Below are 26,353 nucleotides of genomic sequence, written 5' to 3' on the forward strand. Positions count from 1 at the left end.
GGTCTTGACCTAAAGCTGGCTTCAAGTCGTAGCCTGCCCTCTCTTTCAGGTCAATCCACAGGAAAACGCCATGTCTACGTCATCTCATGCACTCAGGCTTTTGGGGCCCTGTTTGTCTATTGTTCTGGGCTCCATGGGGATCAGCATCGCAGCAGTGGCACTGCCCACGCTGGAACAACATTTTCAGAATGCGGCCTGGGACAGCAGCTTGGTTGTTTCGGCCTATATATTGACCATCACCGCAGCGATCGTGCCAGTGGGCCGTGCCGGAGATGTCTATGGCAAACGCCTGGTTTTGCTATTGGGGGTGTTGATCTTTGCCACTGGGGCCTTGTTTGCAGGCTCAGCAAGCACCCTGCCCGGTGTGATCCTTGCACGTGCGGGCCAAGGGCTTGGCGCGGCGGCGATGCTTTCGATGCCAGTGGCACAGGTACGCGATGTAATCGGCGATGAAGGGGTTGGCCGTTGGATGGGTACAATGGGATCCATGTCGGCCATTGGCACCGCGCTGGGCCCCACATTGGGGGGCGCGCTGCTTGCACAATTTGGCTGGCAGATGGTGTTTTTGCTACAATTGCCGCTGGCTGCACTTACGGCAGTGTTGATTGCGCTCTGGACGCCCAAATCCGCGGGTCACACAAACAAAAGCGGTTTTGACATACAAGGCGCATTGGTCTTGGCGCTGCTGATGGTCAGTCTGGTCCTGCTAGTGAGCGATGTTGGTGAAACTTTGGCAGAGCTTAAGCTTGCGCTGCTTGGGCTGCCATTGCTGTTGTGCGCTGTATTTGTGCATATTGAACGGCGCAGTGTCGATCCGGTGATTGATCTCATCTGGTTCAAATCGCGGCGTGTTTCCGCCAGTCTGATGATGAACGCGCTGGTGTCGATGATCATGATTGGCATGTTGGTGGTTGGGCCGTTTTTTCTGACGCTTGGATATGGTCTCAGCACGGCTGAAATGGGCGCGGTCATGGCGGTTGGGCCAGTGTCTTCTGCTGTGTATGGCCGTGTTGCAGGCCAATTGACCGACTATCTCTCGCCAGAACGCTCGCTTCTGTTGGGGTGTTTTGGCATGGTTTTGGGGGCTGCGCTGATGGCGGCCTTGCCGATCATTTTGGGGGTCTGGGGCTTTGTGATCGCTTTTCTGGTGCTTGCGCCGGGCTATCAACAGTTTCTGGCCGGGGTGAATACCGCCGTTATGCAGCTGGTCCCGGCGCAAGATCGCGGCCGCGCCTCGGGGCTTTTGAACCTTGCGCGCAATCTGGGCTTTATGCTGGGTGGTGCTTTAATGGGGGCAGCCTTTCGCGCGTCGCTGGGCCAGCGCGATCTGGCAGCGGCTTCGCCTGCTATTGTACAGCAGGGCTATATGCTGACCTTTGTGTTGGCTGCGGTGCTGGCAATCCTTGCCCTGATCCTTGGGCGCTGGGCTTTTCACAGGCCAGAGCCAAGAACTTCAGGTATATGATTTTACAAAATCTCCACCCGCGCTGTGGCGGGTGGAAGCAAAATCAATAAACGTCACGCCGATAGTGGCGGTTGTTGCGTTGATTGCTGAGATAGGATGCCGCCTCTGCTTTGTCAGCAAGGGTTTTAACGCCTCTATCAGCGCCACCTGCATTTCCTTGGCTGCTTTACACTCGTCCAAGCGGTGCCGGATCTGGTGTTTTTAGAGGTGAATTTGTGTTTAAGGCTTGGGTAATCCGACAATACTGCAAATCAAACCCGCAGTTCTGCTCTGTTGGTTTGCGGGTAAACCCTATGGCGTTAACCATGTTTTCCAATCAGATTGCCTGTAATCGTCGCGCGCGTTAAGCTCAGGTTAAGGAAGTGATCTGGTTTTGCGCGCTAAGCATGCGTTTTGCACATGTGCAGGTATGCGCTTGGCTTATCGCCTTTGCAGCTGCATTTATGTCGAAGCGCGCCAGGTTTCGCCGCGAAAAGTAAGATTTGAGCTTAATCTTGTTGCTCTGCACGACAGATCAAGCCCTGCGCTAGCGCAAAGTGATTTGAATTTTTGGCGTGACATTCTGCCGAAAACGCAAAACGACGCGCGTTTTGCACAAATGCAGCGATCAATTTGCAAAAATGTTGGAGTGGAGCCGCTGTTAACCCGCAGCCGAGTGTTGAGGCGATGCTGAAACCGGAGCGGGCCTTAACGAATGCAAAAGCGCAAAGGGTGTTTTGCGCTTTTGCTTTGCATAAATGCTTAGAAGAACGCCTGCAGGCCAGTTTGGGCCCGGCCCAAAATCAAAGCATGCACGTCATGGGTGCCTTCATAGGTGTTCACGGTCTCAAGGTTGACCATGTGGCGGATGACGCCAAACTCAAGGCTGATGCCGTTGCCGCCGTGCATATCGCGGGCCAGACGGGCAATTTCGAGCGCTTTGCCGCAGTTGTTGCGCTTCACGATCGAAACCATCTCAGGTGCCGCTTTGGCTTCATCCATCAGACGGCCCACGCGCAAGGAAGCCTGCAGCCCCAGTGCGATTTCGGTCTGCATGTTTGCAAGCTTCAGCTGGAACAGCTGGGTATTGGCCAGCGGACGACCAAACTGGATGCGATCAAGACCATACTGACGCGCGGAATGCCAGCAGGCTTCGGCCGCGCCCATGGTGCCCCAGCTGATGCCGTAACGCGCACGGTTCAGACAGCCAAACGGACCTTTCAGACCTTCGACATTTGGCAGCAGCGCATCTTCGCCCACTTCCACATTGTCGAGCACGATTTCACCAGTGATCGAGGCGCGCAGCGAGGCTTTATTGGCAATCTTCGGCGCGCTCAGCCCTTTGGTGCCTTTGTCCAGCACAAAGCCCCGGATCTTGCCACCGTGGGCTTCGGATTTTGCCCAGACTACAAACACATCTGCGATCGGCGCGTTGGAGATCCACATCTTGGAGCCGGTCAGACGGTAGCCGCCATCGATTTTTTCGGCGCGGGTCTTCATGGAAGAAGGGTCAGAGCCTGCGTCTGGCTCGGTCAGACCAAAGCAGCCGATCCATTCGCCGCTTGCCAGTTTGGGCAGGTACTTTTGGCGCTGCTCTTCGCTGCCATAGGCGTAGATCGGGTAGATCACCAGCGAGCTTTGTACTGACATCATGGAGCGATAGCCGCTGTCAACGCGTTCAATCTCACGCGCAACCAGACCATAGGTCACGTAACCTGCACCCAGGCCACCGTATTCTTCGGGCAATGTGGTACCAAGCAGACCCATTTCGCCCATCTCAGCAAAAATCGCCGGGTCGGTGGTTTCGTTTTCATAAGCCTCAAGCACGCGCGGGGCCAGTTTGTCTTGGGCGTAGGCACGCGCGGATTCCGCAACCATACGCTCATCTTCTTCCAGCTGGTCGTTCATCAGGAAGGGGTCTTCCCAGGTGAAACGGCCCAGATCCGGGGCATCTTTGGCGCGCAGCGTGGGCAGTTGTCCATCAGGCATTGTGGCTCTCCTTCGAGGAAATTGCATTTGGGGGCAAGTTAATCGGAGATGAATGCAAATAAAAACAAGACTTTTGCAAGTTTGTATGAGTAAAAGGAATACATGGTAGCCCCAAGACGATATTTCCCCTCCATTGCGGCATTGCGCGCATTGGAAGCGCTTGACCGGCTTGGCAGCGCATCCGAGGCCGCGGCTGACCTTGATCTCACCCAAAGCGCCGTGAGCAGGCAGCTGCAGGCCCTTGAGCAACAGCTGGGGGTGACCCTCGTGGAACGCAGCCATAAACAGCTTGCCCTGACCGAGGCTGCGCAAGAATATGCGGCTGAAATTCGGCGCGCGCTGACACGGATTGCCCAGGCCACGCATAGGGTGCAGGAAATGCCAGTGGGTGGCACGCTTAATCTGGCAATCCTTCCCGCGTTTGGTATGCGGTGGCTGATGCCAAAACTGCCTGATTTTGCGCGACTTAATCCCGATATAACCATCAATATGACCACACGTTTGCAACGGGTGGATTTTTCGCGCGACACCGTGGATGCCGCCCTTCAATACGGGCGCAAAGAGGACTGGCCTGAGACTGAGCAGCTCATGTTAAAGCATGAGCAGCTGTTGCCAGTCTGTGCGCCGGGATTTTTGGAGGGGCGCCAGATTGAGACCCCTAAGGATCTGCTGTCCTGCTCGCTCTTGCATATTCAAACCCGTCCGCAGGCCTGGCGGGATTGGTTTCGCGCGAATGGAGTGGATGCACAGACGGCCAGCAGTGGCGCGCAGTATGATCAATTCGCAACCATCACCCAGGCGGCCCAGCATGGGTTGGGGGTGGCATTGATGCCGGATTATCTGGTGGAGCAGGATCTGGCGCAGGGGCGTCTGGTTGCCCTGTTTGATCAACCGATGCAGACAGACAGCGCCTATTATCTGGTCTGGCCCGAAGCACGCGCAAAGGACAAAGATCTGAAGCTGTTTCGGGAATGGCTTGCCCCGCAGGCACAAGCAGAAGATCCCCTGCCCCGTTAAGGGACAGAGGTAAAAGACTTAACCCAATGCATATCCTGCACCGCGCACTGTGCGCACGGGATCTTCGCCACCATGTTGCGTTAGCGCTTTGCGCAGGCGGCCGATGTGGACGTCAACGGTGCGGGTATCAACATAGATGTCGCGGCCCCAGACCCGATCGAGCAGCTGCTCACGGCTCCAGACCCGGCCGGGTTTTTCCATAAAGGTCGACAGCAGACGGAATTCGGTCGGGCCCAGTTTCAGCGGCTGTTCACTGCGGCTGACCTTGTGGGTTTCTGAATCCAAAATGATGTCTTCGAACTCAAGCCGCATGCCAACAGTGGCCGGGCGGACCCGGCGCAGCTGCGTGCGCACGCGCGCCATCAGCTCGATCACGGAATAGGGTTTCACCACATAGTCATCTGCGCCGGTTTCAAGGCCACGGACCTTGTCGACCTCTTCGGAGCGCGCAGACAGCATGATGATCGGAATGGACCGTGTATCGGGCCGCGATTTCAGGCGGCGGCAGACTTCGATCCCGCTGAGATTGGGCATCATCCAATCCAGCACAATGATGTCGGGGGTGTCTTCGTCCACGAGCAGCAAGGCTTCTTCGCCGTGCTCGGCTTTGATCACCCGGAAGCCATCAGCTTCCAGGTTGTAGGCAAGCACTTCTCGCTGGGCGAGCTCATCCTCAACGATCAGAACGGTGGGCTGATCGGCAGACATGGTTTATCCCTCCTGCGGTGCGGTCGAAGTGGTGTCACCCTTTTCCCGCTCTTCTGATGGGGTTGCACCTGCGACCACATAGACCACCTGTTCAGCAATCGCTGTAACATGGTCGCCCATGCGTTCGATGTTCTTGGCGATGAAATGCAGATGCATGCAGGGTGTGATATTGTGCGCGTTTTCCATCATATAGGTGAGGAATTCGCGGAACATCGCATTGTACATCTGATCCACATCGAGATCGCGTGCGATCACGTCTTGGGCCAGTTCTGCATCGCGCTGCACATGGGCGTCCAGCGCGTCTTTCAGCATCAGCTCAACTTCGCGCGCCATACGGCGCAGCGCCGGGCCACTATCAAGGATATGGCCAGTCTGCGCCAGAACACCGGTGCGTTTGGCGATGTTTTTGGCATAATCCCCAATGCGTTCCAAGTTGCCTGCAATTTTCATCACAGACAGGATCAAGCGCAGATCCACCGCAGTCGGGGACCGCAGCGCAATCACGCGCGCGGCTTCTGCATCGATGATCTCTTCGAGACCATCGATCGCAATGTCGTTTTCCAGCACATGCTGTGCCAGCTCTTCGTCACGCGCTTCAAGCGCATGTGCCGCGTCCGAGATTGCGGCCTCAACCAGGCCGCCCATCTTCATGATCTGCGCCTGCATCGCCTCAAGGTCGCGATCAAATGCAGATGCGATATGTTGTTCATCCATAACGGAACCTCTTACTCGAATTAACCGATGCGGCCGGTGATATAGCTTTCGGTACGCGGATCTTCCGGGTTGGTGAAAATCTGGCCGGTGGGGCCAAATTCAACCAATGTACCAAGGTGGAAGAAGGCGGTCTTTTGGCTGACACGCGCGGCCTGCTGCATGGAGTGGGTCACGATCACAACCGAATAGCGTGCGCGCAGCTCGTCGATCAGTTCTTCGACCTGTGCGGTTGCAATTGGGTCAAGCGCAGAACAGGGCTCATCCATCAGCAGCACTTCGGGCTCGGTAGCAACCGCGCGCGCAATACATAGACGCTGTTGCTGACCACCGGAAAGCCCGGTGCCGGGTTTGTCCAGACGGTCTTTGACCTCATCCCAGATTGCGCCGCGACGCAGGGCTTTTTCTACGATTTCGTCCAGCTCGGCCTTATTCTTGGCCAGGCCGTGGATGCGCGGGCCATAGGCCACATTGTCGTAGATCGACTTGGGAAACGGGTTTGGCTTTTGGAACACCATGCCCACTTTGGCGCGCAGCTGCACCGGGTCGACGCGTTTGTCGTAGATGTCTTCGCCATCAAGCAAAATGTCACCGGTGACTTTGCAAACGTCGATGGTGTCATTCATGCGGTTGAGACACCGCAGGAAGGTGGATTTGCCGCAACCTGAGGGGCCAATAAAGGCGGTGACGGTCTTGTCCTCGATCTCGACGTTGACATCCTTGATAGCGTGCGCATCGCCGTAATGGACGTTGACACCCTGGGCTGCGATCTTGGTTTCTTTTTGGTCCACGGTTCTGTCCGTAAATTGCATATCGTTCATGGCTGTGTCCTCCAGTTACCAGCGGCGCTCAAAGCGACGACGCAGGATGACGGCGAGAGTGTTCATTGTGACAAGGAACACGAGCAGGATGATAATGCCACCCCAGGCGCGTTCATAAAACGCAGGGTCGGCGCGTTTGGCCCACTCGTAGATTTGCGCAGGCATTGCGGAGTTCGGGGCCAGGAGGCCATCGACAAGCGTTTCCGGCGGGTTGGAAGCGATAAAGCCAACCATACCAATCAGCAACAGCGGAGCGGTTTCACCAAGCGCCTGTGCCAGACCAATGATGGTGCCGGTCAGGATGCCGGGCGCGGCCAGTGGCAGCACGTGGTGGAACACCGCCTGCATCTTGGATGCCCCGACCCCCAGTGCCGCATCCCGGATCGACGGTGGAACCGCCTTTAGGGCTGCGCGAGTAGAGATGATGATTGTTGGCAAGGTCATCAGCGTCAGAACCAGACCACCAACCAATGGTGCGGATGTGGGCAGGTGCAGATAGTTGATGAAAACCGCAAGGCCCAGAATACCAAACACAATTGATGGAACCGCGGCGAGGTTGGAAATGTTGACCTCAATAATGTCGGTCAGACGGTTCTTTGGCGCGAACTCTTCGAGGTAGATCGATGCAGCCACACCGATGGGCAGCGCCAGCGCCAGAACCACAAGCATCATGAACAGGGAACCGAGCATTGCGACACCGATACCGGCCGCCTCGGGACGTTGGTCAGAGGCATCTGCACCAAGGATGAAATCCATGTTGAAGGTTTTTTCGACTACGCCTGCTGCAACCAGCGCATCCACCAGATCAAGCTGCGCGGGGCTGATTGCCTTGTCGTTGGCGATGCTTTCGCGTGTGACGCGGCCTTTCAGATAACCATCTACGCGGCTTTGTGCGAGGAAGCGGAATTCAACCGTTTTCCCAATTTGATCCGGGTTGTTGATCACATATTCGCGCAGCTGACCAACGGCCCCTTTTGAGAGGATGCCCGCCAGATCTTTGGCTTTGAGCGAAGTTTCAATGCCCAGCTCTTCAACTTTGGCTTGCACGGCACCGCGAATGAGCGGGTTGTAGCCAAAGGTTGTGACCTTTTTGATGTCTTCCAGATTGCGGTTGCCCTTTTTGTCGAGCTTGCTTTCAAGAAGTTCCACATCAACGGTGACAAAGGTCTGTTGGAACGCGCCTGTACCGCGGCCGATGATATTGGTGACAAGGATCACCAGCATCAAAAGACCAATTGCAATTGCGGCAATGCCAAAGGCCTGGAAGCGTCTTTCGGCAGCATTGCGCTTTTTTGTGCGTGGCGACAGCGCCAGCAGGGAGGTTTTTGATGTATCGGACATTATTCGTACTGCTCCCGGTATTTGCGCACGATGTATAGCGCCAGAACGTTCAGGCCAAGCGTGAGGACAAAGAGTGTCAGCCCCAGTGCAAAGGCCACCAGCGTTTCAGGTGAGGCAAAATCAGTGTCGCCGGTCAGCTGGCTGACGATACGGGTGGTGATGGTGGTCATGCTTTCGAGCGGGTTGGCGGAGAACTTGGCAATCGCCCCTGCCCCCATCACCACGATCATGGTTTCCCCAATCGCGCGAGAAGCAGCAAGAAGCACCGCGCCAACGATACCCGGAAGCGCCGCAGGCATAACCACCTGGCGGATGGTTTCAGATTTTGTCGCACCAAGACCAAGCGAGCCATCGCGCATGGCCTGTGGTACCGCGTTGATGATGTCATCAGACAGCGAAGACACAAAAGGGATCAGCATAATGCCCATCACCACACCCGCGGTCAGAACCGAGGTGGCACCCGCCATCCATTCAACACCCATTGTGCCGCCTTTGCCGAAGAAGTTCACCAGCATTGGGCCAACGGTCAACAGCGCAAACAGGCCGTAAACGATTGTTGGGATACCTGCGAGAATTTCCAGCAAAGGTTTGGCAAAGGAACGCACGGCTTTGTTAGCGTATTCAGACAGGTAGATTGCTGCAAACAGGCCAATCGGCACCGCCACCAACAGCGCGATGACTGAGATGTAAAGCGTGCCCCACAACAGCGGCAGGATCGACAGTTCCGAGTCTCCGCGGAAGTTCGGCGCCCAGGTGGAGCCAAAGAAGAAATCACGCGCTTCATGCAGTTTGAAAAAATTGATGGTCTCAAAGAACATCGACAGCACAATGCCAATGGTGGTGAGGATCGCCAGCGATGCCGCCAGGATCAGCAGGGTCATGACACCCTTTTCAACCACATTGCGGGCGCGGAAATCCTTATGCGATTTCATGTAGGATGTGGCAAAACCAAACAGCGCAATCAACGCAACCACAATGGTCATGGCGCGTCTGCCTGTTGTGGTCATAACCCGAAATTTTTGCGCGGCAGCCAGAACCTCTGGTCGCACTTCAGATCCAAGGGCCACGCCCACTTCACCAAGACGTGCGCGCACATCGGTGGTTTCGGCATCAAGTGCAACAGATTGTTCGGCGCTCATCGCGCCACGCTCAACGGCGATATCCAGCCCTTCTGCCACCCGACGCACATCGCTCATCACCAGACCAAGCGTTTGATCATCTGCTGCGATGGTATCGGGGATCAGGTTGGAAACCCGGGATTCAATAAAAACCGGCTGCGCTAGCAGCCAGATTGCCAAAGCACCCAATGCAGGTACAAGCGTCGTGAAGGCAACGTTATGGCCGTAATATGATGGAAGCGAATGCAATTCTTTTGCATTTCCTCCTGCGGTGGCGATTGCACGTTGGCGTCCAATGACAAAACCAACGAGGGCGAGCGCAAGGAGGGTCGCAACAAGCCAGAAAGTGGGCATCTTTTGCTCCGGTTCGGGTGCGCAACTATGAGCGAGGGTTTCGGTATGAAAGTGGCCGGGGCAGGTTATCCCCACCCCGGCCACCTATTTAAGTGTGCGGGGGGCGATTAAGAATTGCCGCCCATTACTGCTTCAGCAGCAACTGCTTCCTGAGTTTTTACCAGCTCAGGGTCAGCAACCAGACCGTACTCGGACAGAGGACCGTCGGAACCTGCTACTTCGTCAGATACGAAGAACTCAGCATATTCTTTCAGGCCAGGGATCACACCGATGTGTGCTTTCTTCACGTAGAAGAACAGCGGGCGAGATACAGGGTATTCGCCGGTTGCGATGGATTCGGTCGAAGGAACGATGCCGGACATGGTTGCAACTTGCAGCTTGTCGGTGTTGTTCTCGTAGAACGCCAGACCAAAGACGCCGATGCCGTCTTTGTTGCTCTCAATACGTGCCAGGGTCTCGGTGTAGTCGCCGTCGATGTCAACGGAAACGCCATCGGTACGCAGAGCGATACAGGCTTTTTCAGCTGCTTTTTTCTTGGCTTTGTCGCTGTCACCGTCAACGGTGTGCAGGATTGCTTCGAATGCGCCGGTGGCTTCACAGCCTGCCAGGATCACTTTGTCTTCAAACACTTCACGGGTGCCGTGCTTGGTGCCTGGGATGAAGGCCTGGATGTCTTGCGCAGGGAACGCTGCGTTTACGTCGGCCCAGGTTTTGTTCGGGTTTGCAACCAGCTTGCCGTCAACCAGAACTTTGTCTGACAGAGCCAGGAACCAATCGGTTGGGGTGAAGGCAAAATCGTTGCCTTTGATGTCGGATGCGAACACGATGCCATCATAACCGATGCGTACTTCGATGATGTCTTTAACACCAGCTTCGGCACAGGCTTTGATTTCTTTGTCTTTGATTTTGCGCGATGCGTTTGCAACGTCGATGGTGTTTTCGCCAACGCCTTCGCAGAAGCGCTTCAGGCCAGCAGAAGAACCACCGGACTCAACAACAGGTGTTGGGAAGTCGAAGTTTTCGCCAAATGCTTCAGCAACGATAGACGCGTAAGGCAGAACGGTGGACGAACCAGCAACCTGAACTTGGTCACGTGCCGAAGCAGCTGTTGCGGATACGGCTGCGATGGCCAGGGCGGATGCGGTCAGTTTCACAAAGGACATATCTGTCTCCATGAGTAAGAAGTTTATTCGATCACCCCCACGATGATCTGACGCAGGTGGTAAGCACGTCGCATGAGCCTTTTGTGACAGGTATGTAACAGCAGTATGACAATGGGCCATTAACGAATAAAAAAAGTAACCTTCGCCACTGTTTGTCTTTTTATTCTGGTGTCATGCGGTGCTTTAATCTGGGTAAAACACTCAGGAACAAGGCAAAATAACGGTAAACACCGAACCTTTGCCCACATCGCTTTCGACCCGCATGCGGCCGCGGTGCCGGTTAACGATGTGTTTTACAATTGCCAGTCCAAGCCCGGTGCCGCCCATTTCGCGGGATCTGTGACTGTCAGCACGGTAAAACCGCTCTGTCAGCCGTGGCAAATGCACCGGATCTATGCCCTGACCATTATCAATGACCTGAATGCGCGCAGCAGGACCGCGCACGGCCCGGTCACGTTCGCTGGCATGCAGGCGCAGCTCAACCCGGTCGCCGCCGTATTTGATCGCGTTTTCAACCAGATTGGTGAACACCTGCTGCAACTGGTCCGGATCGCCAAGCACTTCAATCGGCTCTTCGGGCACATAGAGTTCCAATGTGGTGTCCTGTGCCCGCGCCAGTGGCTCAAGCGTTTTGATGGTCGAGGCCAGATGCCCGTTGAGATCCATCACTTCCTTGGGGCGAACACGTTCCTCGCTTTCAACGCGGTTGAGCGACAAGAGATCGCCAACAAGACGGTTCATCCTGCTGGCCTCACCTTCCATGATGTCAAGAAAACGCGTCCGCGCTTCGGGATCATCACGGGCCGGGCCGCGCAGGGTTTCGATAAACCCCATCAACGCCGTCAAAGGCGTGCGCAGCTCATGGCTGACATTGGCGACAAAATCGCGCCGCATCTGGCTGGCCTGTTCACGTTCGGTAATGTCCATAAATGACAAAAGCGCCGCCCCGCCAGAAACCGCGCCAATACCGGGCACATAGCGCAGGGTGACTTCGAAACAGGTGTCTTGCGCCCCATCGTTGGACAGGTGGCGCGCGGTTTTGGGCGCGCGTTCATGCAGGCAGGTTTCGATTGCAGAAATCACCTGTGGCTGGCGCAGGATGGTGGCGAAGTGACGTCCAACAATGGTATTGCCCAACAGCGCAACCGCCGCCGAGTTTGCCCCAATCAAGCGTTCGCTTTGATCAACAAGAAGTGCAGGCTGAGGAATAGCATCCAAAAAGCCGCGAATGAGGTCCTGATTTTCCTGGGGCATTCGTTATTGTCCTAAATTTGGTGCAGCTTGCTACCCCACCATTGTAAACTGCACATGGCACAAGCTGAAAAACACCACAAAAGCGCCTGCTACCTTATATGGCGCGGCCCGGCGTTGCAGCCCTGAGAGGTTACAACGCGCGCAGGTTCTCGCGGAAATGGCGCATATTGCGCTGATAGCCCAAGGCGCTCTGGTGTAGTTTTTCCTCGGCTGCAGCATCCAGCGTGCGGATGATTTTGCCGGGAGCCCCCATGACCAGAGAATTGTCTGGGATTTCCTTACCTTCGGTGATCAGCGCCCCTGCCCCAATCAGGCAGTTGCGGCCGATCTTTGCGCCATTCAGCACAGTTGCCCCCATGCCAATCAGGGAGTTTTCGCCAATGGTGCAGCCATGCAGCATCGCCTTATGGCCAATGGTGCAGTTTTTACCGATGGTCAGCGGAAAACCCGCATCCACATGCATCACCACGTTTTCCTGCACATTGGATCCGGCACCGACGCGGATTTCCTCATGGTCGGCACGAATGGTGGAGCAAAACCAGACCGAAGCGCCCTCTTCGATCACCACCTGCCCGATCAGGTTGGCATCGGGTGCAATCCAGCTGTCCTGTGCAATTGTAGGCTCAAACTCACCAAGCGCGTAGATCGTCATGACATTTCCTCAAACTCGCTTTGCAGCGCGCGCACATGATCGAGCAGCTGTGGCTGTTGAATGCGGCGCAGGCGGGTGGCCGTAATGATGGTTTTCAGCGCGGCCTCGGTGGCATCGAGATCATCGTTGACCAGAACATGGTCGTAAGATCCCCAATGGCTGATTTCATCCCAGCTTTTCTGCATCCGGCGTTTGATGGTTTCCGCATCATCTTGACCACGGCTTTCCAGACGGCGGCGCAGCTCAGTGATTGAGGGCGGCAACAGGAAGATCGATAGCGTGTGCTGACCAAGGTCAGAATTGCGGATCTGCTGCGCACCCTGCCAGTCGATATCAAACAAGACGTCCTGTCCGGTATCAATTGCGTTTTTCACCGGGCCCTTGGGAGAGCCGTAGAAATTACCAAAGACAAACGCGTGCTCCAGCATATCGCCATTGGCAACAGCGCTTTTGAAATTATCAACGGTGGAGAAATGATAATCCTGACCATCCTCTTCGCCGGGGCGCGGCTGGCGGGTGGTGGCAGACACCGAAAACCGAATGCTGTCATCCCAGGCCCGCAGCCGTTTGGCCAGGGTCGATTTACCCGCACCCGAAGGTGAGCTTAGAATGATCAAAAGGCCGCGACGATCGTCCATGGCAGCTGCTCCTTATCTTTAGTGTTATTCGATGTTCTGGACCTGCTCGCGCATTTGGTCAATCACCGCTTTCATTTCTAGCCCCACCGCGGTCAGTTCACTGTGCTGCGCCTTGGAGCAGAGCGTGTTTGCCTCGCGGTTAAATTCCTGCATCAGGAAATCAAGTCTGCGCCCTACGGCACCACCACCAGCAATCAAATCACGAGCGGCCGTAATATGGGCATGCAGCCGGTCGATTTCTTCGGTGACATCCGCCTTAACTGACAAAAGCGCCAACTCCTGCGCCACGCGGTCTTGATCAAGCCCGTCAACATTTTCCACCACGCGGGCGAGATTGGCGCGCAAGGTCTCTTTGGCGGCGGCTTTGCGATCATCGGCGCAGGCAATGGCGCGGGCGCGCAGATCCGACATCTGTTTGAGTTGGCCCAGTAGAATTTCTTCAAGCGCGCTGCCCTCTTGGTCACGCATTTGAACGAATTCTGCCAAAAGGGTTTCGAAATCCTTTTTAAGCGCGGCCACGATCGGGGCTGGATCCGTTTCGCTTTGATCCTGTTCCAGAATGCCACGGATCGACAACAGATCCGCCACGCTGGATTGCGAAAGTGTCACCCCGGCGGCCTCTGCTGCGCTTTGGGCTTGGCCCATTGCCGAAAGGATAGATCCCAGCGCCTGCGGGTTCAGGCGGTAGCTTTGACCATCCTCATCTTCGCGGCTGATCCGCAACGAGAAGGAGATATTCCCACGGGCCAAGGACTTACTCAAGGTAGAACGCAGGTGTTGTTCCAGCCCTTCGAGCCAGTCGGGTATACGCAAGCGTAGGTCTAATCCTTTTGCGTTCACAGAGCGGATTTCCCAGCTCCAGGCGTGGGATTGGGCGCTGCCCTGTGAGGAAGCGAACCCGGTCATGGAGCGAATGGTCATAAGAGAACTCCGTCATAAAACAAAGGAATAGCCCAGTCTTACCTGCTGCTAAGGGCGTAGGACAAGAGCACAAGAATATGCGACTATACGAAAGCGTTAACCATTGCTTAAAGAAGTCGTCCAAAATTGATTCATATTATGGCATGTTAACTTCAAGGTAACCAAAAGAGGACTAAGCCAGAGTACACGATGGGGTGTCATCTTGGCGGATAGTCCAAAGCGGATGCATAAGGATAACGACAATGTTTTTTGGCGGTCGCAAAGGATCTAAACAAGGGTCGGAGCAGGACAAAGTGGTATCCATTGGGCGTTTTCGCAACAAGGTATCAGTGTCTCCTATGCGTCAGGCCGAAGCTTATTGGCAGGCGCTGCGTCAGGGCGATGATGTGCCGAACCGGTCGCAGGTTGATCCGCGCGGGCTGGAAAACATCCTGAGCCAGACCTTTATTGTTGAACGGATTGCACCGGGTATTGCGCGGTTCCGTCTGGCCGGTCAAAAGGTCAATGAGATGGCCGGAATGGAAGTGCGTGGCATGCCGCTGAGCGCGTTTTTCACACCGGATGCGCGCAAACAGCTTGGCGCCGCGATGGAGCATATGTTTGAAACGCCCGCCATCGTAGAGCTGAGCCTGCTGACCGAAAGCACCCGCAGCCATGGCCCGCGTGAAGCACATATTCTGCTGCTGCCACTGCGCAGCGATCTTGGCGATATCAGCCGCGCCTTGGGTGTATTTGTCTCAGAAGGTAACCCAAACGGCCTGTCGCAGCGGTTCTCGATCGAAGATATCGATATGCGTACCATTGCAGCGGCTCCGCTGGCTTCGGCAACCTCAGATGCGGCGAAAGACACCAAAGACGTCGAAAAAGCGGCTGAGAAAAATACCGTGAACCCCGGTTTTGCCGAAACTCAGACGCGGTTCAAAGCTGAGCCCAGCATTATGGACGAAGCCCGTGAGCTGCTGAAACGCCGTAAACTGAATGAGGCTGCGCGTCAGGACACTGAAAGTAAACAGGGTGAAACCAGCCAAGACGAGGCTAATCCGGTTCAGCCCAAAGCGGCCCGTGGGACGCATCTGCGTCTGGTGTCCAGCCGGGATTAACCTCCCCGATAGTGAAAATTTATCCTGCTTTTAGAATGAATTGGTCGTCATCCTGAAAGCAACAGCGCCTCGTGACAGAATGTCCGGGGCGTTTCCCATTTTGGCAGGTGTAACCCTGCCTCGTTGCGACCCATAAAAAAAGGCGCGCTTGCGCACGCCTTTTTCAAAGTGTTTTGAGGGCAGTTTAAACTGCTACATCCTGAGCTGTGTCAGCGCGCTGTTTGACCAGCTCTTCTGCCACGAGGAAGGCCAGTTCCAATGATTGGCTGGCATTGAGGCGCGGGTCACAGGCTGTGTGATAGCGTGCTGACAGATCTTCTTCGGTCACCGCGTGAACACCGCCGGTGCATTCGGTGACATCCTGACCGGTCATTTCAAAATGAACGCCGCCTGGAATGGTGCCTTCGGCCTTGTGCACGCCGAAGAAGTCACGCACTTCGCCCAGAACCCGTTCAAACGGGCGGGTTTTATAACCGGTTGCCGATTTGATGGTGTTGCCATGCATCGGATCACAGACCCAGGTGACATTTGCACCCTCTTCCTGAACCGCTTTGATCAGGCGCGGCAGGTGATCACCTACATTGCCTGCGCCAAAGCGCGCGATCAATGTCAGGCGGCCTTCTTCGTTTTCGGGGTTTAGCTTCTGCATCAGCACTTTCAGATCTTCAGCGCTGGTGGATGGGCCACATTTCAGGCCAATCGGGTTCAACACCCCACGGCAGAATTCAACATGGGCGCCATCAGGCTGGCGGGTGCGATCGCCGATCCAGATCATATGGCCAGACCCTGCAAGCCATTTGCCCGAGGTCGAATCAAGACGGGTTAACGCCTCTTCGTATTCCAGCAGCAGGCTTTCGTGGCTGGTGTAGAATTCTACAGATTGCAGCTGGTGCGAAACATCATTGTTGATGCCTGCGGCCTTCATGAAATCAAGCGTATCGGTCAGGCGGCTGGCCATTGCGCGGTAGGTTTCGGCTTTTTCGGTCTCGGTAAAGCCAAGCGTCCAGGCGTGAACCTGGTTGAGATCCGCGTAACCACCGGTGGAAAAGGCGCGCAGCAGGTTCAGCGTTGCCGCCGCCTGGGTGTAGGCCTGCAGCATCTTTTGCGGGTTGGGGATGCGCGAGTCAGAGGTAAAAGCCAGCTCGTTGATGATGTCGCCGCGGTAGCTGGGCAGTTCCACGCCATCTACGGTTTCGGTTGGTGCCGAGCGCGGTTTGGCGAATTGGCCTGCCATACGGCCCACTTTGACCACGGGTACTTTGGCGGCATAGGTCAAAACCAGCGCCATTTGTAGCATGACCTTAAATGTGTCGCGAATGGCATCGGCGCTGAATTGATCAAAGCTCTCGGCGCAGTCGCCGCCTTGCAGCAAAAACGCCTCACCCCGGCCAGCGGCACCTAGGTGTTGTTTCAGACGGCGCGCTTCGCCTGCAAACACCAGCGGAGGGTATTTGCCGAGCTGCGTTTCCACCGCATTCAGAGCGTTTTGGTCTGTATAGTCCGGCATCTGTACCCGGGGCTTATTGCGCCAGGTGGTTTTTTGCCACTCACTCATCGGTTGGTCTCCGGGATCACGATCCATTATAATTGCTGGCTAGCTATACAAAAACCTACGGCTTGTGGCCAGTTCCGATTTACGAAGGCTTGACCAAATAGGCATCCTATGGGCAGGGTTAGTATCCAAGAAGTGAAATGGGCCTCACTCGCCCTTCGTACCCACATTGTCTGCAGGTGTATAACATGAACGCTCAGCCAGCGGCGCCGCCTAAGCGGTTTGTTTTTGTGTTGTTGGAAAACTTTACCTTGCTGCCGTTTGCGTCAGCTTTGGATAGTTTACGTTTAGCCAACAAAATGAGTGGTGAAACTCTGTTTGAGTGGATCATGCTGGGCGAGAACGGCCAGGAAGTGCGCTGTTCTGCCGGTCCTTCGTTCCTGCTGGACGATGGGTTTATCGAGCTGCGCCGCGACGACGTGGTGCTGGTTTGTGGTGGCGTGCATGTGGCCGAATCTACCACCGCCAAACTGCTGGGGTGGTTGCGGCGCGAGACCCGTAAAGGTGTATCCATCGGCGGTATTTGCACCGGGTCATATGCGTTGGCCAAAGCCGGGCTGTTGGACGGCAAACGCGCAACCATCCACTGGGAAAATATTGACGGTTTCACAGAAGAGTTCCTGGATGTGGATCTGACCAAATCGGTCTATGTGGTGGATGGTAAGCGAATCTCTGCCGCTGGTGGCACCGCATCCATTGATCTGATGCTCAATCTGATTGCTGGCAGCCACGGTGAAGATTTGGCCAACGCGGTGGCGGATCAGATGATCTATTCCAGTATTCGCACAGAAAGCGACAGCCAACGTTTGTCAGTGCCAACCCGCATTGGCGTGCGCCATCCAAAGCTCTCGCAGGTGATCCAGAAGATGGAAATCAACATTGAAGAGCCGATCAGCCCTTCGATACTGGCGCAAGAGGTTGGCATGTCGACGCGCCAGCTGGAGCGTCTGTTCCGGCGCTACCTCAATCGTTCGCCCAAACGCTACTACATGGAGCTCAGGCTGCAAAAAGCGCGCAATCTTTTGATGCAGACCGACCTCAGCGTGATCAATGTGGCGCTTGCCTGTGGTTTTGCATCGCCGTCGCATTTCTCCAAATGCTATCGATCACATTATAACACCACGCCGTACCGGGAGCGCGGTACGCGCGGTGCCGGAGAAGAGAACACAGCCTAATTCGCCGGGCTTATCCGAAACAGCGCCCCTTCGGATTGAGAGGCAAACCAGATGCTGCCATCGGGCGCTTCGCGAATGTCGCGGATGCGCCCGGTGCGGTCATGGCGAATTTGTTCGCGTTCTTGCATTGGGGCGCCATCAAGCCGGGCGATATAGTCAAATTTCAAAGACCCAACAAAGAAATCACCCTTCCATTCAGGCCAGAGCGTGCCGGAATAGATCATCAAGCCCGAGGGCGCGATTGAGGGATCCCAATAAAACGCTGGCTGCTCCATCCCATCTTTGGCCTGACCTTCGCCGATTTGTGCCCCCGAATAGTGTCGCCCATAGGCGATCACCGGCCAGCCATAGTTTGCACCTTTGTGGATGCGGTTGATTTCATCACCACCACGCGCGCCATGTTCCACTGCCCAGAGCCTGCCCTGTGCATCCAGTGCAAGGCCCTGCGGATTGCGATGACCAAACGACCAGATTTCATCACGTGCGTCTGGCATATTTGCAAAAGGCGCTGATCTATGCGGGCTGCCGTCGCGATGGATCCGCAAAATGGTGCCTTGCAGGTTACGATTGTTCTGTGCGCTCGGGCGATCGCCGCGTTCGCCTGAGGTCACAAAAAGCGATCCATCCTTGGCCTCAACAATGCGGGAGCCAAAATGGCGACCGCCTTTTGCGCCCCGCACCTGCAACAGCAGCTGGGCGCTTTCAATTGTGCTGAAATCTGCGCTCAGCTTTGCGGCAACCACTGCAGTACCTGCGCCGCCTTTTGTAGCGCGCGAAAGCGTCAGCAGGATTTCGCGCTGCGTGGCAAAATCGCGGGGCACCAAGATATCCAGCAGCCCGCCCTGCCCGACCTCGGCCACTTTGGGCACGCCCTTGATTTTGGAAAGCTTCTGATCCTTCAGGTGATACAGGCGACCGCCCCGGTCAGTGATCAGCACGCTTTGATCTGGCAGAAAGTCAAACCCCCAGGGCACATCCAACCCTTCAGCCATTTTTGTCAGCTCGACCGGCCCGGCACTGGTTTGCAGCGTTTCGGCACCGGCCAAGGTCGCAAATCCTGCCAAAGCAGCAGCAAATATGGATCCGTAAACTCTGCGAAACATGGCGTGCCTCCGTTGGTTTGGCATCACTATAGCCCGCCGAGAGCGCCCGGCGAGCCCGGCAAAAGATCACATATCTGTCAGCGCCCTTTGAACAAGCCGCCCAGAATGCCGCGCACAATGCGACGACCGGTGGTGCCTTTGAGCTCTTTGATCACCGCATCTGACATTGCTGAGGCAAAGGTATCTTTCTTGCGATAGCTGCGCGCGCTGGACCGACCAACCCGGCTGCCTGAAAACCTGCGCGCGGCGCTGAACTCGCGCTCCATCGGTGGGGCCTCTTCGGCGACCTTTTCCGCTTTTGCGGCTTCTGCCGCGGCCGTATCCGCGCGTGCCTTGAGGATTTCATAGGCGGATTTACGATCCACCGCCTGATTGTATTTCAACCCCAAGGCCGAAGATGACAGGATCGCCTCACGGTCGGCATCAGCAAGCGGGCCAAGTTGTGAACTTGGCGGGCGGATCAAGGTGCGCTCTACAACGCCAGGCACACCTTTTTTCTGCAAAAACGAGGTCACGGCCTCACCCACGCCAACCTCGCGAATGGCGTCCTCGGTCGAAAACGCGGGGTTGTCGCGATAGGTTTCTGCCGCCAGTTTTAGGTTGCGACGATCCCGCGCGGTAAAGGCGCGCAGCGCGTGCTGGATACGATTGCCAAGCTGGCCAAGGATATCTTCGGGCACGTCAGCGGGCGATTGGGTGATGAAATAGACACCAACCCCTTTTGAACGGATCAGGCGTGCAACCTGTTCAACCTTATCGATCAAAACCTTAGGCGCGTCATCAAACAGCAGATGCGCCTCATCGAAAAAGAACACAAGGCGCGGTTTTTCGGGGTCGCCCACCTCAGGCAGTTCTTCGAACAGCTCGCTCAACAGCCACAAAAGAAAGGTTGAGTAGAGCCGCGGTGACGACATCAGCTGATCGGCGGCCAAAATATTGACCATGCCGCGCCCATCGGTGGATTGGCGCATGAGATCCGAGAGCTCCAGCGCAGGTTCGCCAAAGAACGCATTGCCGCCCTGGTTTTCCAGCACCAGCAAACGGCGCTGAATGGCTCCGATTGAAGCGGTGGAAACATTGCCATAGCGCAGAGAGAGTTCCTTGCGATTTTCGCCCACCCAGACCAGCAGCGCCTGCAGGTCTTTTAGATCCAACAGTGGCAGACCGTCTTCGTCGGCCAGACGGAACGCAATGTTCAGGATCCCTTCTTGGGTTTCGCTGAGTTCAAGCAGCCGTGACAACAGCAAAGGCCCCATTTCGGCCACGGTTGTGCGCACGGGATGGCCCTGTTTTCCAAAGAGATCCCAAAATGTGACGGGTACATTTTGATAGCCATACCCTTCAAATCCGATCTGGCGCGCGCGCGATTGAAACGCTTCGTGCAGCTTATGTTCCGCGCTGCCCGCTTTGGCGAGGCCAGAGAGGTCGCCTTTGATGTCGGTCAGAATCACAGGCACCCCACGCGCCGAGAAACTTTCAGCCAAGATTTGCAACGTTACAGTTTTACCTGTTCCTGTTGCACCTGCGATCAGTCCGTGACGGTTAGCATACTTACAGTCAAGGAATTGTTTTACCTGATAGTTTTCACCACCGCCGCCGATAAAAACAGGATTTGTCATGGGGTCTCCATAAGTGGAATTGCATTCAATTTGGCAACCGATGGTTAACGAATACAGCGTATGGTAGAAACTGACCAACGGAACATATGCGGATGTATCGGTGGTCATTTCCTCCCTGTCAGACTGGCCGTGCTTCGCGCACGGCCTTTTTTTGCGCATCCTCATCAGTCGTTTTGGTCATGTAACGGTGCAAAAGCGACATTGTCAGCAGGAATACGCGAATTTACCCATGTTTGAGGGCCATTTAGGGAAAAGTGTCATTTTTTCGTCATTGGCTGTTGACCGATGTGCCCCCCTTACGTAACCTTCCTCTCAAATAACTAAGTCGGCCAGTCCGATGGGGAGAAATATCGAAAAGGAAACCTTCGGGTTTCCTTTTTGACTCTGTATGTTTCGGCAGTTTTCCGTGATCGTTTTACATCACCACGTCACCGGTAAAAGACCGCTGCTTTTGTCGATATTTCGCTGACACCTCGCACTTGCCGTGTTAGAGAACGTGTTGCAAAGACCTTCATAAATCCAAGAGGCATTCATGTTTAAGTCGCTGACGCCAATCACTTTTGCTGTCGCTATGGCACTGACCACTTCTGTCGCAGCCCAGGATGCGGAAACGCAAACACCTGATGCAACCGCAGGAGAGGCACCGGCCGCTCAACCCGAACAGCAAGGTCAATCCGAGCAGGGCGCAGGCTCCAACGGTCCTGCACTTGATCTGGGCCAAGAAGTCCAAAACGGCCCGCGCCTTGGTGAGCGCTATTCCAAGGAAAAGCACGGCGATTGGGATCTGGCCTGTGTAAAAACCGAAGCCGAACAGGACCCCTGCTCGCTGTTGCAGATTGTGCTCGACAGCAATGGCAACCCGTTGGCGGAAATTTCCATGTTCCGCATCGAAAGCGCAAACAGCCCGGCCGTTGCTGGTGCTACGGTGATTGTGCCGCTTGAAACCCTGTTGACCGCAGGTCTGACCATTGCAATCGATGGTGCTCCGGCTAAACGCTATGGGTTCTCTTTCTGTAACTCACTTGGCTGCGTTGCCCAAATCGGCCTGACCCAAGAAGATATTGACGCCTATAAGCGTGGCAATGCTGCGGTTATGTCGCTGCGTCCGGCGCAGGCCCCTGATCAGGTGATCGATATGAATGTATCGCTGAGCGGCTTTACCGCAGGCTACAAAGTTGTGGACCTGGTAAAGCAGTAAGCGCTTCTTTCTGAATAATAAAAAGGCCGCACGAACATAGGTTCACGCGGCCTTTTTGTTGTGATTTCCGATGTTAAACGGCGCGCAGTGCCAGCACTGCGTTCAGGCCACCAAAGGCAAAAGCGTTGCTCAGCACCACATTGACCTTGGCATCGCGCGCTTCATTGGGCACCACGTCCAAAGCACATTCGGGATCGTGCTCTTCATATCCAATTGTGGGGGCAATAACGCCGTCGCGCAGCGCCATGATACAGGCCAAAAGCTCAACCCCGCCGGTGCCGCCAATCAAATGACCGTGCATCGACTTTGTTGATGAAATCATCAGATTGTCGGCATGCGGACCAAAGACATCGGCAACGGCAGCGCATTCGGTTTTGTCGTTTGCAGCGGTTCCGGTGCCATGGGCGTTGATATAGCCCACGTCAGATGGGTCAACGCGGGCATCTTTCAGCGCCCCGGAAATTGCACGTGCAGCACCTTGTTTGCTTGGCATCACGATATCGGCAGCATCCGATGACATTGCACTGCCGATAACCTCGCAGAGGATTTCAGCTCCGCGTGCCTTGGCGTGTTCATATTCTTCAAACACAAACACCCCAGCGCCTTCGCCCTGTACCATGCCATTGCGGTTGGCGCTAAAGGGGCGGCAGGCGTCTTTTGACATCACCCGCAGACCTTCCCAGGCCTTTACCCCACCAAAGCAGAGCATGGATTCGGATCCACCCGTGACCATTGCGGGTGCCATGCCGGAACGGACCATCTGAAACGCCTGTGACATGGCGTGGTTTGACGACGCGCAGGCAGTGGAAACCGTAAAGCTCGGTCCTTTGAGGTTATACTCAATCGAGACATGGCTTGCGGCGGCATTGTTCATCAGCTTGGGCACAACAAACGGGTGCACGCGGTTTTTACCGTCCTCATAGACTGATCGGTAATTGGCATCCCAGGTGGATACGCCTCCGCCCGCGGTTCCCAGAACCACACCGGAACGTGCAGCAAGATCGCCGGTAAATTCCAGCCCGGATTGGGTGATGGCTTCTTTGGTGGCGATCAAAGTGAACTGGGTAAAGCGATCATAAAGCGCCATTTGCTGGCGGTTGAAGCGGCCTTCGGCCTCAAAGCCGCGTACCTGGCCGCCAATTTTGATCGACAGGCGATCCACATCCTGAAAGTCCAGCTGACCAATGCCACACCGGCCTTCGCGCATGGCGTCCAGCGTGTCGGGCACCGAATGGCCCAGTGCATTGATTGTTCCGGCCCCGGTAATAACTACGCGTTTCATACTATTGATCTAAATAACTTATTTTTCAGCGATGAGTTTTTCAATGCCCGCGACAATAGCGGCAACATTGGAGATATCAAAATCGCTTTGTTCTGGTTCATTCGCATTGAACGGCACAGAGATGTCAAAAGCTTCCTCAATCGCGAAGATGCTTTCAACCAACCCAAGGCTGTCGATGCCCAGATCTTCGAGTGTGCTGTCAAGCTTCACATCGGACGGCTCAAGTACTGCCTGTTCGGCAATGATTTCGATGACCTTATCTTGAGTGCTCATTGCGCCTCTCCAATCCTTGGTGCTTGAGGTGATGTAGCGGCAGATTGCCTATTTGAAAACAGCCTTTTTCAGCGCATCGATATCGCGCATCAGCCGTGGCAGTCGCCGTTGTGCCTTATACATCTCCGTATGTGTCTCCATTTTGACAGCCGGGTAGCCTAGGATCACCCGACCAGCCGGAACATTGGACAAAATGATCGAGCTGCCACCAGCAATCACCCCGTCGCCGATAAAGATATTGTCACTGACGCCAACTTTACCACCCAGCACCACGTTATTTCCGATCTCAACTGAACCGGAAACGCCAGCCTGACCACACAGCAGGCAGTCACGCCCGACGCGGGTGTTGTGGCCGATATGAACCTGATTATCGAGCTTGGAACCGTCGCCAACCACAGTGTCGCGGATGGTGCCATTGTCGATGGTAACATTTGAGCCAAGCTCCACATTGTCACCAATGGTGACAGCCCCGAGCGAATGGATGCGTTCCCAGGCCTGTGCTTTGACGTCGCCCTGATCACCAAGGGTTTCACGCGCCTTTTCAACACCGGATACTTCGGGGGTCACATAAGAAAAGCCGTCGCCGCCAACCCGCGCTCCGGGCTGGGCGCGGAAGTTTACGCCAATGGTGGTGCGTGCGCCGATGGTTACCGCTTCGCGCAGCGCTGCGCCCGCGCCCATGGTGACGTCTGCGCCAATAAAACACTGCGGCCCAATACAAGAGCCTGCGCCGATCTTTGCGCGTGGTCCAACCACCGCCAGCGGGCCAACATTTACATCATCCGCAAGCTCGGCAGAGGGATCGATCACCGCACTTGGGTGGATGCCTTCGCCAAAATGCTGACCGGGATCGAGCTGGGCGGTGACGCCCGCCATAGCCATGCGTGGACGGGTGGCAAAGATCGCAGCCTTCAGGCCAAAGCTTTCCCAATCCGCGCCGTCCCACAGGATGGCTGCTTCGGCCGCGCCCGCCTCAAGTTTGTCGGCGTATTTAGGATCCATTGCCATGGCAAGCTGGCCTGCCCCCGCATCCTGAGGTTCGGCCGCGCCGGTGATGGTCAGGTCAAGATCTCCGGCAGCTTGCGCTCCCAGGGCCTCAGCAATCTCGCGAACAGTGAACATCGGGGCCTCTTCCTCAGCAGTTGGATAGGCCCCGATCTTTACCCTTGAACGCTGGGCAGCGCCACCCCTGCCCGTTCCAATGCGGCCCAAACTTTTGCATCACGCCCGTAAACATCACGGCGGAATTCTGCGGGGCCTTTGTTGGGCACAAATGCGGTGCGATAGATGATGTGTACCGGCACATGTTCTTTCAGGTTGACCTTTGTCTCCTGGCCCGATTTCAGAATGCGCTGGAAGAACGCTTCTGGATCTTCGGTCTGCTTGGCCAGCAATGCATACGCAAATTCAAAGGGTTGCGCCAGACGGATGCAGCCGTGGGAATAGGCCCGCACTTCGCGCGAGAACAGGTGTTTTTGCGGCGTGTCGTGCAGGTAGATATTGTATTTGTTCGGGAACATGAACTTTACCAAACCCAGCGCATTGCTCGTGCTGGGGGGCTGTTTCATCGCATAAGGGAAGGTTCTTGCCGTGTATTTAGAGAAATCGACTGAGCCGCGTTTCACCACCCGGCCGCGATTGTCTGTGACCTGCAGATGCGAAACCGCGTTGGGATTTGCACGCAATTTGGGCAGATATTCCTTGGTGATGATCGAGCGCGGCACATACCAGCTCGGATTGATCACCATATGCTCCATAACATCGGAAAATTCAGGCGAACGGCGATCGCTGGTGTTTTTGCCAATAACCGAGCGGGTCTGGAAAGTGATTTCGCCGTTGTCGACAATTGTCGCGCTGAAATCGGTTTGATTGACCAGAACGTGACGGTTGCCGCGTTCCGGGGCAAGCCAGCGCTCACGCTCCATCGCAACAATGATGGATTTCAGACGATCCCGCGCTGCCACATTGATTTCATTGATGGTGCCTTCACCGGCAACGCCATCCTGCTCAAGCCCATGTGCGCCCTGAAATTCAAGAATTGCATTGGCGAGCGCTGCATCAAATTCCGCCGATGCGCTGCGATCAAGGTAGCCCATGGCGATCAAACGGTTGCGCAGCGCAACAACACCCGCGCCGGTATCTCCGGGTTCGTATTTGCCTTTTGGAGCTGGTTTCCCCCAGCCACCCTTGGCCACAACCCGCTCCAGCCGGATCTTCTCCCGCATCAGGGCGCGGTACTGTGCAGAGGTCGGAACCAACTGGCGCATAAAGGCAGCAGGCTGGCTTTGGGACAGTCCTTCCAGCAGCGCGCCGCCATCCAATTTTGTCTTTTTGCGCACCATGCCTTCGTCAATGCGCGACGGCACCAGAAGGCCGGTTTTCATATCTTGGGCATAGTCGATGAACGCTTTGCTCATCGCGGCCTCAACCCGGCCCAGATCCCGTGTGGTTTGCACCCCTTTGAGCTGCGCAGTCAGGTTGGCAATAGTGACGGACTGATCCGGAAGCCCATGTGCATTTGCATCTTCAAGCGCGCGAAACAGCGCCTGGCGGCGCAGGCGTGAAGCATCGTCAGATCCGGTCCACAGGCCGTTGAAATCGTTTTTCCGGTAAAATGACGCAACCGAGGAATTGTCGGACGCGGCTTCAGCCACCGCTTGTTTGAATGCTGTGACCTGTGCCTGCGCAGATGGGCTTGTGAGCATCAAACCTCCAAGCGCCAGGGCAAAAAGCCCTGCTCTTAGCCAGGGTGCGCGGGACGACTGATCAACGTTCGGCATTCTCTAGATCCTTGACAAAAAAGGTATGAATCGCGGCAATTCGAAATGGTTAACGACGGTTTTTCGGCAAAAACCATCTGAGGTCCATTCACATTTTGTAATTTAGGGCGATTAAGTTAGCAGGTGGTGCACCAACACCG

At 55.6% G+C, this 26,353-nt stretch carries 24 protein-coding genes; 5 read left to right on the plus strand and 19 right to left on the minus strand.

All coding sequences use genetic code 11. The features are described from left to right. The first annotated feature begins 70 nt into the window (after window positions 1–70). The gene (locus GG681_RS02300) at window positions 71–1,465 is read left to right on the plus strand and encodes an MFS transporter (RefSeq protein ID WP_153544648.1); all 1,395 of its coding nucleotides are present in this window, start codon (window positions 71–73) and stop codon (window positions 1,463–1,465) included. Here GG681_RS02300 and GG681_RS02305 read toward each other — a convergent pair. Then, window positions 1,454–1,612, minus strand: a complete 159-nt coding sequence (locus GG681_RS02305; protein WP_153544650.1) for a hypothetical protein — start codon at window positions 1,610–1,612, stop codon at window positions 1,454–1,456. The genes GG681_RS02300 and GG681_RS02305 overlap by 12 nt on opposite strands. Window positions 1,613–2,206: 594 nt before the next feature. After that, complete coding sequence (locus tag GG681_RS02310; RefSeq protein WP_153544652.1) at window positions 2,207–3,433, minus strand: acyl-CoA dehydrogenase; 1,227 nt, start codon at window positions 3,431–3,433, stop codon at window positions 2,207–2,209. 102 nt (window positions 3,434–3,535) lie between these two features. Between GG681_RS02310 and GG681_RS02315 the strand changes: the two genes are divergently transcribed. Then, window positions 3,536–4,450 carry a LysR family transcriptional regulator gene (locus GG681_RS02315; protein ID WP_153544654.1) on the plus strand — a complete coding sequence of 305 codons (915 nt, stop codon included), beginning with the start codon at window positions 3,536–3,538 and terminating at the stop codon, window positions 4,448–4,450. 18 nt (window positions 4,451–4,468) lie between these two features. Here GG681_RS02315 and phoB read toward each other — a convergent pair whose 3' ends face one another. The 10 genes from phoB to GG681_RS02365 all read right to left on the minus strand — a co-directional run bounded on the left by phoB (window position 4,469) and on the right by GG681_RS02365 (window position 14,131). Beyond that, window positions 4,469–5,158 carry a phosphate regulon transcriptional regulator PhoB gene (gene phoB, locus GG681_RS02320; RefSeq protein WP_153544656.1) on the minus strand — a complete coding sequence of 230 codons (690 nt, stop codon included), beginning with the start codon at window positions 5,156–5,158 and terminating at the stop codon, window positions 4,469–4,471. 3 nt (window positions 5,159–5,161) lie between these two features. Then, the gene (gene phoU / locus GG681_RS02325) at window positions 5,162–5,872 is read right to left on the minus strand and encodes a phosphate signaling complex protein PhoU (RefSeq protein WP_153544658.1); all 711 of its coding nucleotides are present in this window, start codon (window positions 5,870–5,872) and stop codon (window positions 5,162–5,164) included. Between the two features lie 20 nt (window positions 5,873–5,892). Then, window positions 5,893–6,690 (minus strand): phosphate ABC transporter ATP-binding protein PstB, encoded by a 798-nt coding sequence (gene pstB / locus GG681_RS02330; protein ID WP_153544660.1) that lies wholly within the window; start codon window positions 6,688–6,690, stop codon window positions 5,893–5,895. A 15-nt stretch (window positions 6,691–6,705) separates the two neighbouring features. Continuing rightward, window positions 6,706–8,031: a phosphate ABC transporter permease PstA gene (gene pstA, locus GG681_RS02335; RefSeq protein ID WP_153544662.1), complete on the minus strand. Its 1,326-nt coding sequence runs from the start codon at window positions 8,029–8,031 to the stop codon at window positions 6,706–6,708. Next, entirely contained in the window at window positions 8,031–9,503 is a 1,473-nt protein-coding gene (gene pstC, locus GG681_RS02340) for a phosphate ABC transporter permease subunit PstC (RefSeq protein ID WP_153544664.1), read from the minus strand. Before pstC ends, pstA begins: the two co-directional genes overlap by 1 nt. A gap of 107 nt (window positions 9,504–9,610) precedes the next feature. Continuing rightward, window positions 9,611–10,666, minus strand: coding sequence for a substrate-binding domain-containing protein (locus GG681_RS02345; protein ID WP_153544666.1), 1,056 nt, complete (start codon window positions 10,664–10,666; stop codon window positions 9,611–9,613). 201 nt (window positions 10,667–10,867) lie between these two features. Continuing rightward, on the minus strand, window positions 10,868–11,920 hold the full coding sequence (locus tag GG681_RS02350) for a sensor histidine kinase (protein ID WP_153544668.1): 1,053 nt from the start codon (window positions 11,918–11,920) through the stop codon (window positions 10,868–10,870). A 130-nt stretch (window positions 11,921–12,050) separates the two neighbouring features. Then, entirely contained in the window at window positions 12,051–12,572 is a 522-nt protein-coding gene (locus GG681_RS02355) for a gamma carbonic anhydrase family protein (RefSeq protein WP_153544670.1), read from the minus strand. Further along, window positions 12,569–13,210 carry a guanylate kinase gene (gene gmk, locus GG681_RS02360; protein WP_153544672.1) on the minus strand — a complete coding sequence of 214 codons (642 nt, stop codon included), beginning with the start codon at window positions 13,208–13,210 and terminating at the stop codon, window positions 12,569–12,571. Before gmk ends, GG681_RS02355 begins: the two co-directional genes overlap by 4 nt. Before the next feature lie 24 nt (window positions 13,211–13,234). After that, window positions 13,235–14,131 (minus strand): YicC/YloC family endoribonuclease, encoded by an 897-nt coding sequence (locus GG681_RS02365; RefSeq protein ID WP_153544675.1) that lies wholly within the window; start codon window positions 14,129–14,131, stop codon window positions 13,235–13,237. Between the two features lie 242 nt (window positions 14,132–14,373). Between GG681_RS02365 and GG681_RS02370 the strand changes: the two genes are divergently transcribed. Continuing rightward, on the plus strand, window positions 14,374–15,231 hold the full coding sequence (locus tag GG681_RS02370; RefSeq protein WP_153544677.1) for a PAS domain-containing protein: 858 nt from the start codon (window positions 14,374–14,376) through the stop codon (window positions 15,229–15,231). Between the two features lie 184 nt (window positions 15,232–15,415). Here GG681_RS02370 and GG681_RS02375 read toward each other — a convergent pair whose 3' ends face one another. Continuing rightward, window positions 15,416–16,786, minus strand: coding sequence for a class II 3-deoxy-7-phosphoheptulonate synthase (locus tag GG681_RS02375; RefSeq protein ID WP_153544679.1), 1,371 nt, complete (start codon window positions 16,784–16,786; stop codon window positions 15,416–15,418). A 185-nt stretch (window positions 16,787–16,971) separates the two neighbouring features. Here GG681_RS02375 and GG681_RS02380 point away from each other — a divergent pair, with 185 nt between their 5' ends. Next, window positions 16,972–17,958 (plus strand): GlxA family transcriptional regulator, encoded by a 987-nt coding sequence (locus tag GG681_RS02380; RefSeq protein WP_153544681.1) that lies wholly within the window; start codon window positions 16,972–16,974, stop codon window positions 17,956–17,958. Here GG681_RS02380 and GG681_RS02385 read toward each other — a convergent pair. Together GG681_RS02385 and GG681_RS02390 are read right to left on the minus strand one after the other, a co-directional pair. Continuing rightward, window positions 17,955–19,061, minus strand: a complete 1,107-nt coding sequence (locus GG681_RS02385; protein ID WP_153544683.1) for a PQQ-dependent sugar dehydrogenase — start codon at window positions 19,059–19,061, stop codon at window positions 17,955–17,957. The two genes, GG681_RS02380 and GG681_RS02385, sit on opposite strands and share 4 nt — an antisense overlap. A gap of 77 nt (window positions 19,062–19,138) precedes the next feature. Then, entirely contained in the window at window positions 19,139–20,680 is a 1,542-nt protein-coding gene (locus tag GG681_RS02390; RefSeq protein ID WP_153544685.1) for a helicase HerA-like domain-containing protein, read from the minus strand. Between the two features lie 532 nt (window positions 20,681–21,212). On the opposite strand from GG681_RS02390, the gene GG681_RS02395 reads away from it, so the two are divergent. After that, on the plus strand, window positions 21,213–21,878 hold the full coding sequence (locus GG681_RS02395) for an invasion associated locus B family protein (protein WP_153544687.1): 666 nt from the start codon (window positions 21,213–21,215) through the stop codon (window positions 21,876–21,878). Between the two features lie 73 nt (window positions 21,879–21,951). Here GG681_RS02395 and GG681_RS02400 read toward each other — a convergent pair whose 3' ends face one another. The 4 genes from GG681_RS02400 to GG681_RS02415 are packed head-to-tail and all read right to left on the minus strand — an operon-like array spanning window position 21,952 to window position 26,213. After that, window positions 21,952–23,160 (minus strand): beta-ketoacyl-[acyl-carrier-protein] synthase family protein, encoded by a 1,209-nt coding sequence (locus GG681_RS02400; RefSeq protein WP_153544689.1) that lies wholly within the window; start codon window positions 23,158–23,160, stop codon window positions 21,952–21,954. 18 nt (window positions 23,161–23,178) lie between these two features. Continuing rightward, a complete protein-coding gene (locus GG681_RS02405) occupies window positions 23,179–23,433 on the minus strand; it encodes an acyl carrier protein (RefSeq protein WP_153544691.1) in 255 nt (84 codons plus the stop codon). Window positions 23,434–23,481: 48 nt separating this feature from the next. Beyond that, entirely contained in the window at window positions 23,482–24,555 is a 1,074-nt protein-coding gene (gene lpxD, locus GG681_RS02410; protein WP_153544693.1) for a UDP-3-O-(3-hydroxymyristoyl)glucosamine N-acyltransferase, read from the minus strand. A 38-nt stretch (window positions 24,556–24,593) separates the two neighbouring features. Continuing rightward, window positions 24,594–26,213 (minus strand): L,D-transpeptidase family protein, encoded by a 1,620-nt coding sequence (locus GG681_RS02415; RefSeq protein WP_153544695.1) that lies wholly within the window; start codon window positions 26,211–26,213, stop codon window positions 24,594–24,596. Window positions 26,214–26,353: the final 140 nt, after the last annotated feature.

It is taken from the genome of Tritonibacter aquimaris (genome assembly GCF_009617595.1).
GTDB classification, from domain to species: domain Bacteria; phylum Pseudomonadota; class Alphaproteobacteria; order Rhodobacterales; family Rhodobacteraceae; genus Epibacterium; species Epibacterium aquimaris.

What these genes read in the sequence shown, in the direction of transcription:
- GG681_RS02300 (WP_153544648.1), top strand. Translation starts at nt 71, where the DNA reads ATGTCTACGTCATCTCATGCACTCAGGCTTTTGGGGCCCTGTTTGTCT.
- GG681_RS02310 (WP_153544652.1), bottom strand. Translation starts at nt 3,433, where the DNA reads ATGCCTGATGGACAACTGCCCACGCTGCGCGCCAAAGATGCCCCGGAT.
- GG681_RS02315 (WP_153544654.1), top strand. Translation starts at nt 3,536, where the DNA reads ATGGTAGCCCCAAGACGATATTTCCCCTCCATTGCGGCATTGCGCGCA.
- phoB (WP_153544656.1), bottom strand. Translation starts at nt 5,158, where the DNA reads ATGTCTGCCGATCAGCCCACCGTTCTGATCGTTGAGGATGAGCTCGCC.
- phoU (WP_153544658.1), bottom strand. Translation starts at nt 5,872, where the DNA reads ATGGATGAACAACATATCGCATCTGCATTTGATCGCGACCTTGAGGCG.
- pstB (WP_153544660.1), bottom strand. Translation starts at nt 6,690, where the DNA reads ATGAACGATATGCAATTTACGGACAGAACCGTGGACCAAAAAGAAACC.
- pstA (WP_153544662.1), bottom strand. Translation starts at nt 8,031, where the DNA reads ATGTCCGATACATCAAAAACCTCCCTGCTGGCGCTGTCGCCACGCACA.
- pstC (WP_153544664.1), bottom strand. Translation starts at nt 9,503, where the DNA reads ATGCCCACTTTCTGGCTTGTTGCGACCCTCCTTGCGCTCGCCCTCGTT.
- GG681_RS02345 (WP_153544666.1), bottom strand. Translation starts at nt 10,666, where the DNA reads ATGTCCTTTGTGAAACTGACCGCATCCGCCCTGGCCATCGCAGCCGTA.
- GG681_RS02350 (WP_153544668.1), bottom strand. Translation starts at nt 11,920, where the DNA reads ATGCCCCAGGAAAATCAGGACCTCATTCGCGGCTTTTTGGATGCTATT.
- GG681_RS02355 (WP_153544670.1), bottom strand. Translation starts at nt 12,572, where the DNA reads ATGACGATCTACGCGCTTGGTGAGTTTGAGCCTACAATTGCACAGGAC.
- gmk (WP_153544672.1), bottom strand. Translation starts at nt 13,210, where the DNA reads ATGGACGATCGTCGCGGCCTTTTGATCATTCTAAGCTCACCTTCGGGT.
- GG681_RS02365 (WP_153544675.1), bottom strand. Translation starts at nt 14,131, where the DNA reads ATGACCATTCGCTCCATGACCGGGTTCGCTTCCTCACAGGGCAGCGCC.
- GG681_RS02370 (WP_153544677.1), top strand. Translation starts at nt 14,374, where the DNA reads ATGTTTTTTGGCGGTCGCAAAGGATCTAAACAAGGGTCGGAGCAGGAC.
- GG681_RS02375 (WP_153544679.1), bottom strand. Translation starts at nt 16,786, where the DNA reads ATGAGTGAGTGGCAAAAAACCACCTGGCGCAATAAGCCCCGGGTACAG.
- GG681_RS02380 (WP_153544681.1), top strand. Translation starts at nt 16,972, where the DNA reads ATGAACGCTCAGCCAGCGGCGCCGCCTAAGCGGTTTGTTTTTGTGTTG.
- GG681_RS02385 (WP_153544683.1), bottom strand. Translation starts at nt 19,061, where the DNA reads ATGTTTCGCAGAGTTTACGGATCCATATTTGCTGCTGCTTTGGCAGGA.
- GG681_RS02390 (WP_153544685.1), bottom strand. Translation starts at nt 20,680, where the DNA reads ATGACAAATCCTGTTTTTATCGGCGGCGGTGGTGAAAACTATCAGGTA.
- GG681_RS02395 (WP_153544687.1), top strand. Translation starts at nt 21,213, where the DNA reads ATGTTTAAGTCGCTGACGCCAATCACTTTTGCTGTCGCTATGGCACTG.
- GG681_RS02400 (WP_153544689.1), bottom strand. Translation starts at nt 23,160, where the DNA reads ATGAAACGCGTAGTTATTACCGGGGCCGGAACAATCAATGCACTGGGC.
- GG681_RS02405 (WP_153544691.1), bottom strand. Translation starts at nt 23,433, where the DNA reads ATGAGCACTCAAGATAAGGTCATCGAAATCATTGCCGAACAGGCAGTA.
- lpxD (WP_153544693.1), bottom strand. Translation starts at nt 24,555, where the DNA reads ATGTTCACTGTTCGCGAGATTGCTGAGGCCCTGGGAGCGCAAGCTGCC.
- GG681_RS02415 (WP_153544695.1), bottom strand. Translation starts at nt 26,213, where the DNA reads ATGCCGAACGTTGATCAGTCGTCCCGCGCACCCTGGCTAAGAGCAGGG.